Origin of the sequence: Sphingopyxis sp., from assembly GCF_035686825.1 — a bacterium.
Classification (GTDB): domain Bacteria; phylum Pseudomonadota; class Alphaproteobacteria; order Sphingomonadales; family Sphingomonadaceae; genus Sphingopyxis.
This window is the reverse complement of record NZ_DASRYZ010000007.1, coordinates 167,881-184,291: the sequence shown is the minus strand read 5'-3', so window position 1 is coordinate 184,291 and position 16,411 is coordinate 167,881. Positions and strand designations below refer to the sequence as shown.

Genomic DNA, 16,411 nt, shown 5'->3' with positions numbered 1-16,411 from the left:
TCAGAAACGCCCCGTCAATTGCACCGCAATCGTGCGCGGCCGGTCGACGATGCCGTTATAGGCGTTGCCGGCGTTTCGTGTGATCGTCGTCGCGAGCGGCATCGAGCTCGCGGTCTGCAGGATGCGCTGGTTGGTGAGGTTGCGGCCGATCAGCGCGACCTCCCAGCGGTCGTCGACCTCAGCCAGCGCGAGCCGCGCGCCAAGCTTCACATAGCCGTCCTGATGCGTGCGCGGGTCGAGGTTCGCCGCCGCGATATAGGAGGAGGAGAAGTCGGCGTTGACGTTGAACGCGACCTTCATGTCGCTCGTCACCGGCGTCGTGTAATCGACATTGAGGTTGCCCGACCATTTGGGGCTGAGCGCGTTGCGCTTGCCCGAATAGTCGCAGAAGCCGTTCGCGTCGGGCGTCTGCAGATAATAGCATTGGCCATCGGTGAAGTTGCTGAACTTGAAGTCGAGATAGGCGACCGCCCCGCTGACCGTCAGCCCGGGCGCGAGCGCGGCGCGGAAATCGGCCTCGACACCCTGGGTGCGCGCTTCGGCGGCATTGCGGACGTTGAAGTTCAGCGTGCCGTCGAAGATGTTGACCTGAAGATCCTTGTAATCGGTGCGATAGACCGAGAGGTTGAACGCGACATTGCGCCCCTTGTATTTGAGGCCGGCCTCGAAATTGTCGGCGCTTTCATCCTCGAACTCGAACGCGCCGGGCTTGGCCACCGTCGTCGAGGTGGGGAGCGAGTTGGAGCGGATGTCGAAGCCGCCCGCCTTCGTGCCCTTGGCGTAGGAGGCGTAGAGCATCAGATCGTCGGTCGCGTCATACTGGACGTTGACCATCGGGTTGAAGCTGTCCTCGCTGATCTTGCCCGAGATGCTGTGCGCCTCGATATTGAGCGCGCGGAACACCGCCGCGACGACCGGCGCGGGCGCGGTGCTGAGCGGCCCCTGAACGATCGCGAGACTGCGGCTGCCCGTCTTCTTCTCATGGTTGAAGCGCGCGCCCGCGGTGATGCGAAGCTGGTCGGTGACCGACAATTCGCCCTGCGCGAAGCCCGAAATCAGGTCGGACTTCTGCGCATAATCCCGATCGTTGCTGGTATCGCCAAGCGCGCTGAAGGGTGCCCCCAGCGCGAGGAAGGTCGGGTTGAACAGCGTGAAGTCCTGCACGTCGAGCTTCGCGTGCTGATAATAGACGCCCGCGATATAATTGAATGCCTCTCCGCCGGGCGACGCGAGCCGCAGTTCCTGGCTGAACTGGCGATAATCCTCGCGCAAATTGGTGCCGTCGAGAAAGCTGATCCCCGAAAAATCGACGTCGACGATCTCGCGCGTCTTGTAATCGAGCAACGACGATACCGAGGTCAGCGTGTGGTCGCCGAGTTCCAAGTCGGCATTCAATGTCGCGCCGAACACCTTGTTCTTGCTCTCATAGCCATTGTCCTCGCGGACATAGTCGGGGTCGGTGCTGACGAAGAAGGGGCCCTGGAAAACGGCATTGTAATTGCCGACCGCGCCGAACACATCGCGCGGCTGCCCCTTCATTTCGAAGTCAGCATATTCGAGCTTGAGTTCGGCCGCGAAGGGACCGCCCTTGTCGAATTCGAGCTTGCCGCGGAAATAATATTCGTCGACGTTCGGCTCGTCGCGATCGAGCTCCTGATTGTAGAAATAGCCGTCCATCGAGCGGTGGTAACCGACGATGCGCGCTTCGATGCCGTCGCTCAAGGGGCCCGAAAGCACGCCGGTGAGCTGGAATTCCTTGTGGTTGAATTCATAGAGGCCGCTGATCGAGCCTTCGAATTCGTCGGTCGGGCTGCGCGTCGTGATGTTGACCGCGCCCGCGATCGCATTTTTCCCGAACAAGGTCGGTTGCGGCCCGCGCAGCACCTCGACGCGCTCCATGTCGACGAGCGGCAGGCGCGAGAGCTGGTCGCGGCCGTAATAGACGCCGTCGACGAACATCGCGACCGATTGCTCGAACCCCTTGTTGTCGCCCGACGCGATACCGCGGATCGCGATGCGGTTGGCGATCGCGGTCTGGGTGATCTTGAGGTTCGGGACCGACGAGGAGATTTGCTCGAGGTTGGTCTGGCCGTAGCTTTCGACCTGCTTGCCGCTGACCGCCGAGATCGAGATCGGCACGTCCGACAGCCCCTCGGCGCGCTTTTGCGCGGTAACGATGATTTCTTCGAGCCCGCCCTGGTCCTCGGCGGGCGCCGCGTCCTGCGCAAAGGCGGCGGCGGGGCTGGCAAGTGCCGATGCAGCAAGCAGCGCGACCAAATGCTTCTTCATGATGTCTCTCCCTCCCACCATCGTCGGATTTGCCCCGCGATGTTTTTCTGGCCTTGCGACTCTTATCGTCTTTAAGTATCGTTATGCAAGTGAGATAATTTAGAGAGGATCAAAGGTGCCGAAAAACGGCCTTCCACCGGCGCTTACGCGCAATCTGCGCCTGCCCGCGATCGCCGCGCCGATGTTCCTCGTCTCGTGTCCCGAGATGGTGATCGCCGCATCGCGCTCGGGCGTGATCGGCAGCTTCCCCGCGCCCAATGCGCGCACCTCCGAAGACCTCGAGGATTGGGTGAGCCGGATCGATTCGGCGCTGTCGAACGATCCCGAAGCGGCGGCGTGGGCGGTGAACCTCGTCGTCCATCCGTCGAACAGCCGCTTGCCCGAAGACCTCGCCTGCGTCGTTCGTCACAAGGTACCGCTGGTGATTACCGCGCTCGGTAGCCCGGCGCGCGTCGTCGAGGAAATTCACGGCTATGGCGGGCTCGTCTTCGCCGACGTCAATTCGGTGGGCTTCGCGCGCAAGGCCGCGGCCGCCGGAGTCGACGGGCTGGTGCTCGTCGCGGCGGGCGCGGGCGGACATACGGGCGCGACCGCAGGCTTCGCTTTCGTCGAGGAGGTGCGGCAGTTCTGGGACGGACCGCTCGTGCTCGGCGGGGCGATCTCGACCGGCCATGCGGTGCGGGCGGCCGAGATACTCGGCGCCGACTTCGCCTATCTCGGCACCTCGCTGATCGCCTGCGCCGAAAGCATGGCGGTGCCGGGGTACAAGGAGATGATCGTCGCGGCGGGCGCCGAGGATATCATCCCTTCGAAAGGTATCACCGGCGTGACCGCCAACTGGCTGAAATCGAGCCTGATCGCCGCGGGCTACGACCCCGCGAACATGCCCGAGGACAAGCGCCCGAACTTCTCCGACGCGCAGGACGATGCGAAGGCGTGGAAGAATGTCTGGTCCGCAGGACAAGGCGTCGGCGCGGTGCGCGACATCGAACCCGTTGCCGCCATCGTCGACCGCCTCGTTTCCGAATATGATGTCGCCGCCGCACGGCCGCGCTTTGCAGCAACCGCAGGAGTCATCGCATGACCGCCGAACTCGTCGAAACGATCCGGACCACGATCCAGCCGAACGACCATCCCTATATGAAAGGCGCGTGGCGCCCGACCTATAATGAATGGAACGCGATCTTCGCCGATGGCGATGCCGAGGTGATCGGCAATATCCCGACCGACATCGACGGCGTTTATGTACGCACCGGCGAAAACCAGATCCACGAGCCGATCGGCCGCTATCACCCCTTCGACGGCGACGGCTTCATCCACGCGATCAGCTTCAAGGACGGCCGCGCCAGCTATCGCAGCCGCTTCGTGCGCACCAAGGGGTTCGAGGCCGAGAAAGAAGCGGGCCGCTCGCTGTGGGCGGGGCTGATGGAGCCGCCGCACAAATCGACGCGCCATGGCTGGGGTGCGCAGGAGTGGCTCAAGGATTCGTCATCGACCGACGTCGCGATCCATGCGGGCAAGATCATTTCGACCTTCTACCAATGCGGCGAAGCCTATCGGCTCGACCCGTTCACGCTCGAACAACATGGCACCGAAAGCTGGGTCCCGCTCGACGGCATTTCGGCGCATTGCAAGGTCGACCTCGCGACCGGCGAGCTGATGTTCTTCAATTACTCCAAGCACGCGCCTTACATGCATTATGGCGTCGTGGGCGCCGACAATCGGCTCAAGCACTATATACCCGTGCCGCTCGCGGGGCCGCGGCTGCCGCACGACATGGCGTTCACCGAAAATTACACGATCCTCAACGACATGCCGCTCTATTGGAACGAAGAGCTGCTCGAACGGAATTTGCACGTCGTCCAGTTCCACCCCGACGAAAAGACGCGCTTCGCGATCATTCCGCGCCACGGGCAGCCCGAGGATATCCGCTGGTTCGAGGCCGAGCCCACCTACACGCTGCATTGGCTCAACGCGTGGGAGGAAGGCGACGAGATCATCCTCGACGGCTATTATCAGGAAGAGCCGATGCCGAAGTCCTATCCGAACGCGCCCGAGGGGCTCGAGCGGATGATGGCTTATCTCGACCAGGGATTGCTCAAGCCGCGCCTTCACCGCTGGCGCTTCAATTTGAAGACCGGCGAGACGAAAGAAGAGCGGCTCGACGACCGCGACCTCGAATTCGGCATGTTCAACCACCGCTATGCGGGCAAGCCCTATCGCTACGCCTATAGCGCGATCCCCGAGCCGGGCTGGTTTCTGTTTCGCGGCCTCGTGAAACACGACCTCAACGCCCGGACGAGCGAAAGCTACGAGTTCGGTCCCGGCCGCTTTGGCAGCGAGGCGCCCTTTGCGCCGCGGATTAATGCGAAAGACGAGGACGACGGCTATCTCGTCTCCTTCATCGCCGACCTCGAAACCGACCGATCCGAATGCGTGCTGATCGACGCGAAAAATATCGAGGCGGGACCGGTGTGCCGAATCATCCTGCCCGAACGCATCTGCTCGGGCACGCACACCGTGTGGGCGAGCGGCGACGATATCGGCATGCGACCGAACAGCGTGCTGGCCGCCTGAGATGATCGTCGCGGGAGAGGATAAAAGGCGGCGGTATCGCGAGAGTGGTTGGTGGGGTGACGAGACGTTTGCCAACCTGTTTGTGGCCAATGCGGCGGCGCATCCCGGACGGCTGGCGCTGGTCGATGCGCCCAATCGCGGAGACTTCGCGTTCGGCGAGCCACAACGGCTGACGTATGCGGAGCTTGAGGCCGAGATAGACCGGATCGCGGGCGCGCTCGTTACAGCCGGGATCTGCAAAGACGATGTACTGCTCGTCCAGCTTCCGAACATCAGCGAGTTCGTCGCGCTCTATTTCGCCGCGGCGAAGATCGGCGCGATCGTCAGCCCGGCGGCAGTGCAGTATCGCAGCCACGAGCTGAAGGGCATGATCGGTGTCGTCGAACCGAAAGCCTTCGTCTGCGCGACGACGGTCAAGGGATGCGATCATGTCGGCGTCGCGGCGCCGCTGCTGGGTGGCATCCGGCTGATGACCTTTGGCCCCAACCCGCCCGACGAGGCGCTCGACCTCTCGACCGGCGTCGGTGATGAAGCCGCGCTCGCCGCGCATGTCGCGGCGAACCCGGTCGACGCCGACGATATCTTCACCATCTGCTGGACCTCGGGCACCACCGGCGTGCCCAAAGGCGTGCCGCGCAGCCACAATCACTGGATCGCCGTGGCGGGCGCGGGTTATGAGGCGATGAAGGTCGGGCCGGGCGATGTGCTGCTCAACCCCTTCCCGCTCATCAACATGGCGAGCATCGGCGGTATTACCATGTGCTGGCTGACCAGCGCGGGGACGATGGTGCTGCACCACCCCTTCGACCCCGGCGTCTACCTCAAGCAGATCGCGACCGAGCGGCCGAGCCTGACGATCGCGCCGCCCGCGGTGCTCAACATGCTGCTGCAGAATGAGGCTTTGCTCGCCTCGGTCGACCTGTCGAGCCTGCGCGTCATCGCTTCGGGTTCGGCCCCGCTCGCACCTGCGATGGTTCGCGGCTTTCAGGAAAAGCTCGGCATCATCATCGTCAACGTCTTCGGGTCGAACGAGGGGATGAGCTTCATCACCGGCGAGGGCGACATGCCCGACCCCGACAAGCGCGCGAGCCTGTTCCCGCGCCGCGGCACCTACCAGCGCCCCTATGGCGAGGGCCGTGCGCCGAATATCGAAAGCCGGCTCGTCCCGCCGGGCGGCGGCGATCCGATCGAAGCGGACGGCGTGTCGGGCGAACTGCAAATCCGCGGGCCGACGCTGTTCGAGGGCTATCACAACGCCCCCGAGCGCACCGCCGAAGCCTTCACAGACGACGGCTGGTTCCGCACCGGCGACCTGTTCGAGATCGCCGAGGGCGGCGACTTCTACCGCTTCGTCGGGCGCTGCAAGGATCTGATCATCCGCGGCGGCGTGAACATCTCGCCCGAAGAAATCGACCAGTTGCTCGGCGGCCATCCGTTGCTGGCCGAGGCGTGCACCTTCTCGCTGCCCGACCCGACGATGGGCGAGCGGATCGGCCTCGCCTATGTCCCGCGCGGCGCCGACGACGTCGGGATCGGCGAGGTCGCCGACTATCTGCGCGGTCACGACCTCGCGGTGTTCAAATTGCCCGAGCGCCTGTTCCGCTTCGACGCCTTGCCGCGCAACGTCACCAACAAGGTGATGCGCAGCGAAGTGCGCGAAATGGCGCTCGCAACCCTCGAAAAGGAAGCCTGACATGGCAAGGGACGTCTTCATCCTCGGCGGCGCGCAGACCGACTTCGCGCGCAACCTCGAACGCGAGGGCGGCGGGCTGTTCGAGCTGTTCCGCGACGTCGCCGAAGCGGCGTTCGTCGCGACGGGCATCGAGCCGAAGGAAGTCGAAACCGCGCATGTCGGCAATTTCGTCGGCGAACTGTTTGCGGGCCAAGGCCAGCTCGGCGGCTTCTTCGGCCATGTCCATCCCGACCTCGCGGGCATCCCGGCGTCGCGCCACGAGGCCGCCTGCGCGTCGGGCAGCATCGCGATCCTCGTCGCCGCCGCCGAGATCGAGGCCGAACGCTACGGCCTCGCGCTCGTGCTCGGCATCGAATTGATGCGCAACGTCCCCGGCCAGCGCGCCGCCGAATATCTCGGCGCTGCGGCGTGGGCGGGGCGCGAGGCGCAGGAGGCGCGCTACCTCTGGCCGTACATGTTCGCGCGCGTCGCCGAGGAATATGAAGAACGCTTCGGGCTCGACCGCGCGCATCTGCGCGGGATCTCCGCCAATAATTTCGCCAATGCGAAGCGCAATCCCAATTCGCAAACGCGCGGCTGGGCGGTGACCGACGATCATCTCGGCGAGAATGACGCGGTCAACCCGCTGATCGAGGGCTCGCTTCGCAAATCCGATTGCGGACAGGTGACCGATGGCGCCGCGGCAATCTTCCTCGCCTCGCGCGAGGTCGCCGAAGCCTATGCGAAGCGGCGCGGGATTTCGATCGACTCGATTCCGCGCATCAAGGGCTGGGGGCATGCGACGGCGCCGCTGCTCTATTCGACCAAGGTTCGGGATAGTCGCGGCCAAGACTTTGTTTTTCCTAGTGTTCGCAAGGCGATGATGGACGCGCTGCGGCGCGCGGAGATGCCCGACATCTATGCGTGCGACGGGGTCGAGGTGCATGATTGTTTCTCGATCACCGAATATATGGCGATCGATCATTTCGGGATCACCAAACCGGGCGAAAGCTGGCGCGCGGTCGAGGACGGGACGATTGCCATAGGCGGAAAACTGCCGGTCAATCCGTCGGGCGGGCTGATCGGGCTCGGGCATCCGGTCGGTGCCACCGGGGTGCGGATGCTGCTCGATGGCTGGCGGCAGGTGACGGGCAATGCGGGCGACTATCAGGTCGAGGGCGCGCGCAACTTCGCGACCTTCAACGTCGGCGGCAGCGCGACCACGGCGGTCAGCTTCGTGGTCGGCACCTGATTTGACCGAGGCCTATCTTTACGACGCGGTCCGCACGCCGCGCGGCAAGGCGCGGCCCGATGGCGGGCTCGCCAAGCTCAGCCCGCAGGAACTGGTGCGCAGCCAGGCGGCGGCGCTCGCGGCGCGATGCGGCGCGTTCGTGCCCGACGCGCTGATCCTCGGCTGCGTGACGCAGAGCGGCGCGCAGGGCGGGCATATCGCCTTGGTGTCGAAGCTGCACGCGGCGCTGCCCGATGCCACGGCGGCGCACAGCATCAACAATTATTGCGCTTCGGGGCTGTCGGCGATCGGGCAGGCGGTGGCGAAGGTCGCAAGCGGCGAGATCGCGGTGGCGCTCGCGGGCGGGGTCGAGTCGATGAGCGGCGCGCCCTTCCTCGGCGATCGCGCCCGATATTACACCGACGACGAATTGCCCCCGCCCGCGCGCTTCGTGCCGCCGGTGCTCGCCGCCGACCGGCTCGCGCACGTCGAGGGGATCACGCGCGCCGAACTCGACGCCGTCGCACTCGCCTCGCAGCAGAAGGCGGGCGCGGCCGAAAGTGACGCCGCGCTTCAGAAATCGCGCATCGCGACCGGATCGCTCGACGGCGAGGAATGTATCCGGCCGCAAACGAGCGCGGAGACGCTCGCCGCCGCGCCCGCGGCGTTCGGCGAATTGCAGGCGCAATATGCGGGCGCTCTCGAGGGCGCGACCTTCGAGCCGTTGCATAGCATCGCGCACGCGCCGCCGATCTGCGATGGCGCGGGGCTCGCGCTGGTGGGTGGCGAAGGGCTCGGTATCGCGCCGCGCGCGCGCGTCGTCGCCTTTGCCGAGAGCGGCGGCGATCCGGCGGCGTCGCTGACCGCGGGGTTTGCCGCAATGGACAAGGTGCTGGCGCGCGCGGGGCTGACGATGGGCGACATCGACCGGATCGAGTTCATGGAGGCGTTCGCGGTCACCATCGCCAAATTCTACCGCGACCGCGACGCCGATCCGGCGCGGGTCAACGTCAGCGGCGGGCATCTCGCCAAGGGCCATCCCATGGGCGCGAGCGGGGCGATCCTGACCTCGACCCTGCTCGACGCTCTCGATGCGTGCGGCGGGCGGTACGGGCTGGTCGTGCTGACCGGCGCGATGGGGGTTGGCGCGGCGATGGTGGTCGAGCGGGTGGAAGCATAGGGTTTGTAAGAATTCAGTTCTTGTCCGCCCGAGTTCCCTCCCCCTTGATGGGGGAGGTAGCGAGACTTGCCAGCTTGCTGGCTTAGTCGCAGCGGTAGGGGTGCGGTTTCGGCCTGAAACGAGGGTGCAAGGGCGCACCATCACCCCCATCCAACTTCGCCTAGCCACATTCGTGGCAAGGCTGCGTATCCTTCCCCCATCAAGGGGGAAGGTCGATACCGTCCCGATAAAAGCCGATTGCGCAAAAGCGTGGCTGCGCTATGGGCGGCGCGTGCGGGGCTTGCCCCGCGCATGATCGCGCCGGTGCCCGAGAGGGCTTAATAGGGAACGCGGTAGGCGCGCCGGAAGGCGCGCCGAAACCGAGGCTGTCCCTGCAACTGTAAGCGGCGAGCGCGATGCACCGCCCGGACCCATGATCCGGGCAGCCACTGGGGTGACCTGGGAAGGCGTGCATCAAGCCCTGACCCGCGAGCCAGGAGACCTGCCGGCGTGGGTCGCTCAATGCCAAGGCCCAGGGAAAGGCCGCGGCACGGAGGTTTCCGTCGAGCGACGACCAGGCGGCTGGAGCCGCCTCGGTGCCGGGGTCGCAGGCATGACGCCACTTGCGCCGCCAGCATCGGCCGGTCGCGCCCGCGCATCGGCAGGCTCCGCCTTCGTTGCCGGCGTGCGGGGCCTAGCCATGTTGAAGTTTAACACTATTTCGCTGATCGCATTGGCCGTGGCGACGCCGGCCCAGGCCGAAACGGCGGGCGGCGAAAGCGGCGACGATATCGTCGTCACCGCGTCGGGCATCGAGCAATCGCGCGACGAAGTCGGCCAGGCGATCACGATCATCGACAGCGACACGATCGCGCGGCGCCAGTCGGTCGATGTCGTCGACCTGCTCGCCACGACGCCCGGGGTGCGTTTCAACCGGTCGGGCAGCACCGGATCGGTGGCGAGCATATCGCTGCGCGGCGCCGAAACGACGCAGACGCTCGTGCTGATCGACGGGGTGAAGGTCAACGATCCGAGCGGCATCGGCGACGGATATGATTTCGGCCATCTGCTGACCGGCAATATCGACCGGATCGAGGTGCTGCGCGGGTCGAACTCGGTCGTCCACGGCAGCCAGGCGATCGGCGGCGTCGTCAGCCTGATGACGGCGACGCCCGCCGAGGGCTTCGCCGCCAATGCCTCGGCCGAATATGGCTATAGCGACAGTTTGAATGCCAAGGCCGACGTGTCGGGCACCGCCGGGGCGATTTCGGGCGGGATCGGCGGGGCTTATTTCCGCACCGACGGCATTTCGTCGGCGGCGGTCGGCACCGAGAAGGACGGATACAAGAATTTCGCGGGCAATGCGCGGTTGAAGGTCGCGTTCAGCGATGCGCTGAGCCTCGATCTGCGCGGCTATTATATCAACGCCGACCTCGATTATGACAGCTTCTTCGGCGCGCCCGCCGACAGCGCCGACGTCGCCAAGCTCGACCAATATATAGGCTATGCGGGGCTGAACCTCGGCCTGTTCGACGGCAATTTCACCAGCCGCGCGGCGGTGACATGGATGCGCAACGAGCGCGATTATTATTTCGTGCGCGGGACGGCGCCCGATTATGGCTATTCGGGCAGTAATTTGCGCTTCGAATATCAGGGCGTCGTGACGCCGGTGCAGCAGGCGAAGCTGATCTTTGGTTATGAACATGAGCGCCCCGATTATGATTTCTTCGGCTTTGGATCGACCGACAGCCAGAAGGCCAATATCGACAGCGCCTATGCGCTCGCGATCGTCCAGCCGCTTGCCGGCCTGTCGCTGTCGGGCGGCGTCCGCCACGACGATCACAGTCAGTTCGGCGGCGCGACGACGCTGGGTGCCAACGCCAATTATTCGCCGAATGCGGGCGCGACCAATTTCCGGCTGAGCTATGGCGAAGGCTTCAAGGCGCCGTCGCTCTATCAGCTTTACGACGCGTTCAGCGGCAATGCCGCGCTGCGCCCCGAGCGGTCGAAAAGCTATGACATCGGCATCGATCAAAGCCTGGCGAACGGCCGCGCGCTCGTTTCGCTGACCGCGTTCCTGCGCAATACCACGGACCAGATCAATTACGACAATGCGACCTTCACCTATGGCAATATCGACCGCACGCGCGCCAAGGGGGTCGAGGCGACGCTGGCGCTGAAGCCCGTCGATGCGCTGAACGTCACCGCATCCTACAGCTATATCGACGCGCGCGACCGGTCGGGGCGCCCCGCGTTCGACGGCAAGCGCCTGCCCCGCCGCGCCGAACATGCGGTCAGCCTGTCGGCCGATTATGACTGGTCGTTCGGCCTGTCGATGGGCGCGACGCTGACGATGGTCGGCGACAGTTTCGACGATGCGGCGAATGCGGTGCCGCTCGACGGCTATGCACTCGCGGGGATCCGCGCCTCCTTCCCGGTGGGACCGAATTTCGAGATTTATGGCCGCGTCGACAATCTGTTCGACGCCGATTATGCGACCGCCTTCCATTACGGCACCTATGGCCGCGCGGCCTATGGCGGCGTGCGGGCGCGCTTCTGATGAAGGCGCGGAGCGACGCCGAGCACACGGCGAAGATGAAGAAAATCCAGGCGGCGCAGGCGAAGAAGGTCGCGGCGAAGACGGTCGAAAAGGGGCTGGTCATCGTCCACACCGGTCCCGGCAAGGGCAAGACCTCGGCGGCGCTCGGCATGGCGGTGCGCGCGATCGGCCACGGGATGAAGGTCGGCGTCGTGCAGTTCGTGAAGGGCGCGATGACGACCGGCGAGAAGGCGGTGTTCGACCGCTTCCCCGACCTGATCGAATTCAAGCCGATGGGCGAAGGTTTCACCTGGGATACGCAGGACCGGACGCGCGACATCGCGGTCGCGCGCGAAGCGTGGGAGGAAGTGAAGCGGATGATCGCCGATCCCGACTATGCGATGGTGATCGCCGACGAGCTCAATATCGTGCTGCGTTACGATTATCTGCCAGTGGGCGAGGTGCTGGAGGCGCTGGGCGCGAAGCCGCATATGACGCATGTGATCATCACCGGGCGCAACGCGCCGCAGCCGCTGATCGACGCCGCCGACCTCGTCACCGAGATGGCGCAGGTGAAGCATCCGTTCCGCGAGCAGAATGTGAAGGCGCAGAAAGGGGTCGAGTTCTGATGCGGCGGCGCGGCCTTTTGGCGGCGGCCGCGCTGCTCGCGAGCGGCGTGGGGCTGCTGTGGGCGGCCTCCCCCGCCCCGCCCGTGAAGGCGCCGGCGGTGCCGCAGCGTATCGTTTCGATCAACCTGTGCGCCGACCAGCTCGTGCTCGCGCTCGCCGACCGGGGGCAGATCGCCGGGCTGACGAAGAACGCGACCGACGCCGAAATGTCGGGCGAGGCGGCGAAGGCGCACGGCATCCCGCTACTCAGCAATTCGGCCGAGCAGATTTTGGCGATCGAGCCCGATTTGATCGTCGGCATGCCCGCGAGCCGCAGCGCGGCGCTCCGCGCGCTGCCGCAGCAACATTATCCGCTGCTCGATCTGGCGACCGCGAACACATTGGGTGAAATCTACACGTCGATCCGCGAGACCGCGGCGGCGGTCGGCCACCCTGAGCGCGGCGCGGCGCTGATCGCGCGGATGGAAGGCGAACTTGCAGGGCTTCCGAAGCCGGGCAAGGGCCGCGTCGCCGCCTATTATCAGCGGCGCGGTTATATGACCGGCACCGGCACGCTGATCGACGAAATGATGACGCGCGTCGGGCTGGTCAATCTTGCCGGCAAGCTCGGCAAGCCGCCGCTGTCGCAACTGAGCCTCGAGGAGATGGTCGCCGCCGAGCCCGATTTCCTGATCGTCGAGAGCGCGACCGATGTGGTGACCGACCAGGGGAGCGAGATGCTCCACCATCCGGCGATCGCGGATATTCCGCGCATCAGCGTTCCGCAGGCGTGGACGGTGTGCGGCAGCCCTGCCTATACGCAGGCGGCGCGTAGCATGGCGGCGCAGATCGCGCGGCACGACGGGGGCCGATCATGAGCCGCTTTGCCCTGCCGCGCTGGTCGCTGATTGCCGCGCTCGCGGCGCTGACGCTCGTCGCTGCGGTCGCGTCGCTGCTGTTCGGCGCGGTCGACCTGTCGGTGGCGCGGTTGCTCGCGGCGGCGGGCGGCGACGGCGACCGGGTCGCGTCGATCATCCTCTTCGACCTGCGCCTGCCGCGCACGTTGCTGGCGCTGGCGGTCGGCGCGATGCTCGGGCTCGCGGGGGCGGCATTGCAAGGCTATCTGCGCAATCCGCTCGCCGAGCCGTCGGTGCTCGGGACGTCGAACGCGGCGGCGCTCGGCGGGGTGGCGGCGATCTATTTCGGGCTCGCCGAAATCCATGCTCTGGTGCTGCCTTTGCTCGCGACCGGGGGCGCGCTCGTTTCGCTCGCGCTGCTTTTCGTTCTCGCGGGCCGCGCCGAAAGCCCGCTCACCTTGATCCTCGCCGGGATCGCGGTGGGGACGCTTGCGGTCGCGGGGACGAGCCTCGCGCTCAACCTGTCGCCCAATCCCTTCGCGGCGATGGAAATCATGACCTGGCTGCTCGGGAGCCTCGAGAATAGGTCGTTCGATCATGTGTGGATCGCGCTGCCGTGCATCGCGATCGGCGGTGCGATGCTGCTGTGGAACGGGCGCGCGCTCGATGCGCTGACGCTCGGCGAGGATGCGGCGCAGGCGCTTGGCACCGACCTGCGGCGCACGCGGCTGCGCCTCTTGATCGGCACCGCGATCGGGGTCGGCGGCGCGGTCGCGGTGTCAGGGGCGATCGGTTTTGTCGGGCTGATCGTGCCGCACCTGATCCGCCCGCTGACCGATCGCAGCCCGTCGGCGATCCTGCTGCCCTCGGCGATCGGCGGCGCGGCGCTGCTGACGCTCGCCGACCTCGGCGTGCGGATCATTCCAACGACGAACGAGCTCAAGCTCGGCGTCGTCACCGCCTTTCTGGGGGTGCCGGTCTTCCTTCTCCACCTGATGCGGGAGCGGCGGCTATGGTGAGCCTGGTCCTCGATCATGTCGGCGTCACGCTCGGCCGCCGCGCGGTGGTCCACGATGTCGGCGCCGCGTTCGGCGCGGGCACGCTGACCGGGATCGTCGGGCCCAATGGCGCGGGCAAGTCGACGCTGGCGCGCGCGATGCTCGCGCTGGTGCCGGCAAGCGGAAGGGTCGAGGTCGACGGGGTCGATGCGGCGGCGATGCCGCGCGGCGAACTCGCGCGGCGCATCGCTTATGTGCCGCAGGGGCAGACATTGCACTGGCCGCTGACGGTCGAGCGGCTCGTCGGGCTGGGGCGGCTGCCGCACCTTGCGCCGATGTCGCGGATTGCCGATGCCGACAGCGCGGCGATCGAGCGTGCGATGGACCGCGCCGACGTGCTCGAACTGCGCGAGCGGATCGCGACCGAGCTGTCAGGCGGCGAGCGCGCGCGGGTGCTGTTCGCGCGCGCGCTGGCGGTCGAGGCGCCGGCGCTGATCGCCGACGAGCCGCTCGCGAGCCTCGATCCGGGGCATCAGATCGACGTGATGGAGCTGCTGCGCGCCGAAGCCGACGGCGGCGGGCTGGTGATCGCGGTGCTCCACGACCTCACCATGGCGGCGCGCTATTGCGACCGGCTGCTGCTGATCGACGGCGGGCGGATCGTCGCCGACGGCACGCCCGCCGAGGTGCTGACCGCAGAACGGCTGCGCGCCGTCTATGGCATCGATGCGCGTGTCGAGACCGGCGGCGAATGGCCGACGATCACGACCTTCGGGCGCGCGCGATGAGCGCGGCGCAGTTCGCCGAGCAGGGTTATGCGGCGGTGCCGATCTTCGATCCCGCGCTGGTCCGCGCGGCGGCGGGTGACATTGCCGAGCATATCGACCGGGTGGCGCGGGCGCTTTACCTGCCGTTCGGGCAGAGCAGTCCTGAAGCACCGTTGGCCGAGCGGATCGACCGCGTTTACGCGCACGAGCGCAGCATCGCGAATTTGCTGCGCATTGCGGTCTGCACCGATGCCCATCGTGGCGAGCGGTTGCAGGCGCTCGCAAACGATCCGCGGCTGGTCGAAACCGCCGAGCAGCTCGGCGGCCGCGCGTTGTCGGGCAAGATCGTGCGCGTGCGCGCGAGCATCGCTTGCTTTCCCGAGCATCGCCATGCGTGGCACAGCGACGTCGCGCGCGACGATGGGACCGGGTGCGGCAAGGTTGTCGTGACCGCGTGGATTCCGCTGAGCGATGCCGGACCCGAGAGCGGGGGGCTCGAGGTCGCGGCGGGGCGCCAGCCGGCGCCGCTCGCGAGCGCGGGCGACGAGGGGTTCGAGATTCCCGAATGGCGGCTTGCGGGCCTGCCGCGGGTGCGGCCCGAATGCCCGGCGGGGACGGCGCTGTTTCTCGACCGCTTTACGCCGCACCGCACGCTGCCGACGAAGGCGACGCGCTTTGCGCTCGTCGTGTGGATGAAGGCGGCCTAGCCGCTGCCGCCGCTTCGGCAGAAGCCGACGACATAGTCGATGATCATCCGGTCGCGCTGCGGCGACGGCGGGCCGAGCACGCCCTGCGCGTGCGGCGGGAGGTGATCGACGGCGTGCGTCGCCCCCTCGCCGAAGACATAATGGTCGAACCAGCTTTTCCACGCGGCGCGTTCGGCGTCGGGCAGTTCGCGGATCGAGTGCATCGCGAGCATCAGCGCGGCAAAGGGGAAGCGGTCGGGCCGCTGGCCGAACCAGTAGTTGACGAGGACGTTCAGCGCGCCCTCGCTGCGGACATGGTGCCACCACATCGGCGGCATGTAGATCGCGTCGCCGGGCGCGAGTTCGGCGACCAGCTTGTGGCGCTCGGCCTCGGCATAGAGCGGGTAGCGCGCGTGGTCGGGATGGTCGGGGTCGACCATGCTCGTCGGCTGGCCCGCGATCGTGCGCTCGACCGGGCCGACGTAGAGGTTCGTTATCTGCTCGGGCGGGAAAAGCGTGAAGCGCCGTCGGCCCGCGACGACCACCGCGATATTCGCCGCCATGTCGTAATGCGGGGCGATGCGGCTGGCGTTGCCGACCCAGATGCGAGGGTCGACGCCGGTGTCGAGGGGGAGCGGGTTTTCGGCGGCGAAGCTCGCGACGCTCTCGGGGGTCGGGGTCGATCCCGCGTAGAGGGTCGGCGCGTCGGCGGTATCGCGCAGCGCGAGCAATTGCTCGACAAGCGCCGCCATCGGCATTTTTTCGCTGCGGAAATTCACTCCGCGCATATCGTCGGTGTAGAAATAGCGCCCGCCGGTTTCGGGCGGACCGACGAGCACGGTGAGCGGCTTGCCATTGTCGCGCGCGGCAAGATAGGCGGCAATGGCTTCGTCGCCCTCGCGCGCCGCGGCGACCGCGGGCCAGTCGGCCGCGATGCCGCGGATGACGACGGGCTGCTCGGCGGCCGCGACCGCGCGCGCGATCGCGCCATGGTCGCTGCCGGCGATTTCTTCCAACGTCCCGCTCAC

The 16,411-nt window shown here is 66.5% G+C and carries 13 protein-coding genes and 1 riboswitch; of the genes, 11 read left to right on the top strand and 2 right to left on the bottom strand.

Features of this window, described 5'->3' with window-relative positions; translation table 11 throughout:
• Complete coding sequence (locus tag VFG17_RS18695) at positions 1 to 2,289, bottom strand: TonB-dependent receptor (protein ID WP_325030886.1); 2,289 nt, start codon at positions 2,287 to 2,289, stop codon at positions 1 to 3.
• Positions 2,290 to 2,404: 115 nt separating this feature from the next.
• Between VFG17_RS18695 and VFG17_RS18690 the strand changes: the two genes are divergently transcribed.
• The 11 genes from VFG17_RS18690 (at position 2,405) to VFG17_RS18640 (ending at position 15,404) form a co-directional block, all read left to right on the top strand.
• Entirely contained in the window at positions 2,405 to 3,373 is a 969-nt protein-coding gene (locus VFG17_RS18690; protein WP_325030885.1) for a nitronate monooxygenase, read from the top strand.
• Complete coding sequence (locus tag VFG17_RS18685) at positions 3,370 to 4,866, top strand: carotenoid oxygenase family protein (RefSeq protein ID WP_325030884.1); 1,497 nt, start codon at positions 3,370 to 3,372, stop codon at positions 4,864 to 4,866. The genes VFG17_RS18690 and VFG17_RS18685 overlap by 4 nt, the downstream gene beginning before the upstream one ends.
• A gap of 1 nt (position 4,867) precedes the next feature.
• Positions 4,868 to 6,559 carry a class I adenylate-forming enzyme family protein gene (locus VFG17_RS18680; RefSeq protein ID WP_325030883.1) on the top strand — a complete coding sequence of 564 codons (1,692 nt, stop codon included), beginning with the start codon at positions 4,868 to 4,870 and terminating at the stop codon, positions 6,557 to 6,559.
• Between the two features lies 1 nt (position 6,560).
• On the top strand, positions 6,561 to 7,790 hold the full coding sequence (locus VFG17_RS18675; RefSeq protein ID WP_325030882.1) for an acetyl-CoA acetyltransferase: 1,230 nt from the start codon (positions 6,561 to 6,563) through the stop codon (positions 7,788 to 7,790).
• A gap of 1 nt (position 7,791) precedes the next feature.
• A complete protein-coding gene (locus VFG17_RS18670; protein ID WP_325030881.1) occupies positions 7,792 to 8,949 on the top strand; it encodes an acetyl-CoA C-acyltransferase in 1,158 nt (385 codons plus the stop codon).
• Between the two features lie 285 nt (positions 8,950 to 9,234).
• Positions 9,235 to 9,452: riboswitch (cobalamin riboswitch) on the top strand.
• 176 nt (positions 9,453 to 9,628) lie between these two features.
• On the top strand, positions 9,629 to 11,488 hold the full coding sequence (locus VFG17_RS18665; protein WP_325030880.1) for a TonB-dependent receptor plug domain-containing protein: 1,860 nt from the start codon (positions 9,629 to 9,631) through the stop codon (positions 11,486 to 11,488).
• Positions 11,488 to 12,096 (top strand): cob(I)yrinic acid a,c-diamide adenosyltransferase, encoded by a 609-nt coding sequence (gene cobO / locus VFG17_RS18660; RefSeq protein ID WP_325030879.1) that lies wholly within the window; start codon positions 11,488 to 11,490, stop codon positions 12,094 to 12,096. The genes VFG17_RS18665 and cobO overlap by 1 nt, the downstream gene beginning before the upstream one ends.
• Positions 12,096 to 12,953 (top strand): ABC transporter substrate-binding protein, encoded by an 858-nt coding sequence (locus VFG17_RS18655; protein WP_325030878.1) that lies wholly within the window; start codon positions 12,096 to 12,098, stop codon positions 12,951 to 12,953. The genes cobO and VFG17_RS18655 overlap by 1 nt, the downstream gene beginning before the upstream one ends.
• Positions 12,950 to 13,951 (top strand): iron ABC transporter permease, encoded by a 1,002-nt coding sequence (locus VFG17_RS18650; protein ID WP_325030877.1) that lies wholly within the window; start codon positions 12,950 to 12,952, stop codon positions 13,949 to 13,951. Before VFG17_RS18655 ends, VFG17_RS18650 begins: the two co-directional genes overlap by 4 nt.
• Positions 13,945 to 14,718, top strand: a complete 774-nt coding sequence (locus tag VFG17_RS18645) for an ABC transporter ATP-binding protein (protein WP_325030876.1) — start codon at positions 13,945 to 13,947, stop codon at positions 14,716 to 14,718. The genes VFG17_RS18650 and VFG17_RS18645 overlap by 7 nt, the downstream gene beginning before the upstream one ends.
• Positions 14,682 to 15,404: a hypothetical protein gene (locus VFG17_RS18640; protein ID WP_325030875.1), complete on the top strand. Its 723-nt coding sequence runs from the start codon at positions 14,682 to 14,684 to the stop codon at positions 15,402 to 15,404. Before VFG17_RS18645 ends, VFG17_RS18640 begins: the two co-directional genes overlap by 37 nt.
• Here the strand turns inward: VFG17_RS18640 and VFG17_RS18635 are convergent.
• Positions 15,401 to 16,411, bottom strand: a complete 1,011-nt coding sequence (locus VFG17_RS18635) for a cupin-like domain-containing protein (protein ID WP_325030874.1) — start codon at positions 16,409 to 16,411, stop codon at positions 15,401 to 15,403. The genes VFG17_RS18640 and VFG17_RS18635 overlap by 4 nt on opposite strands.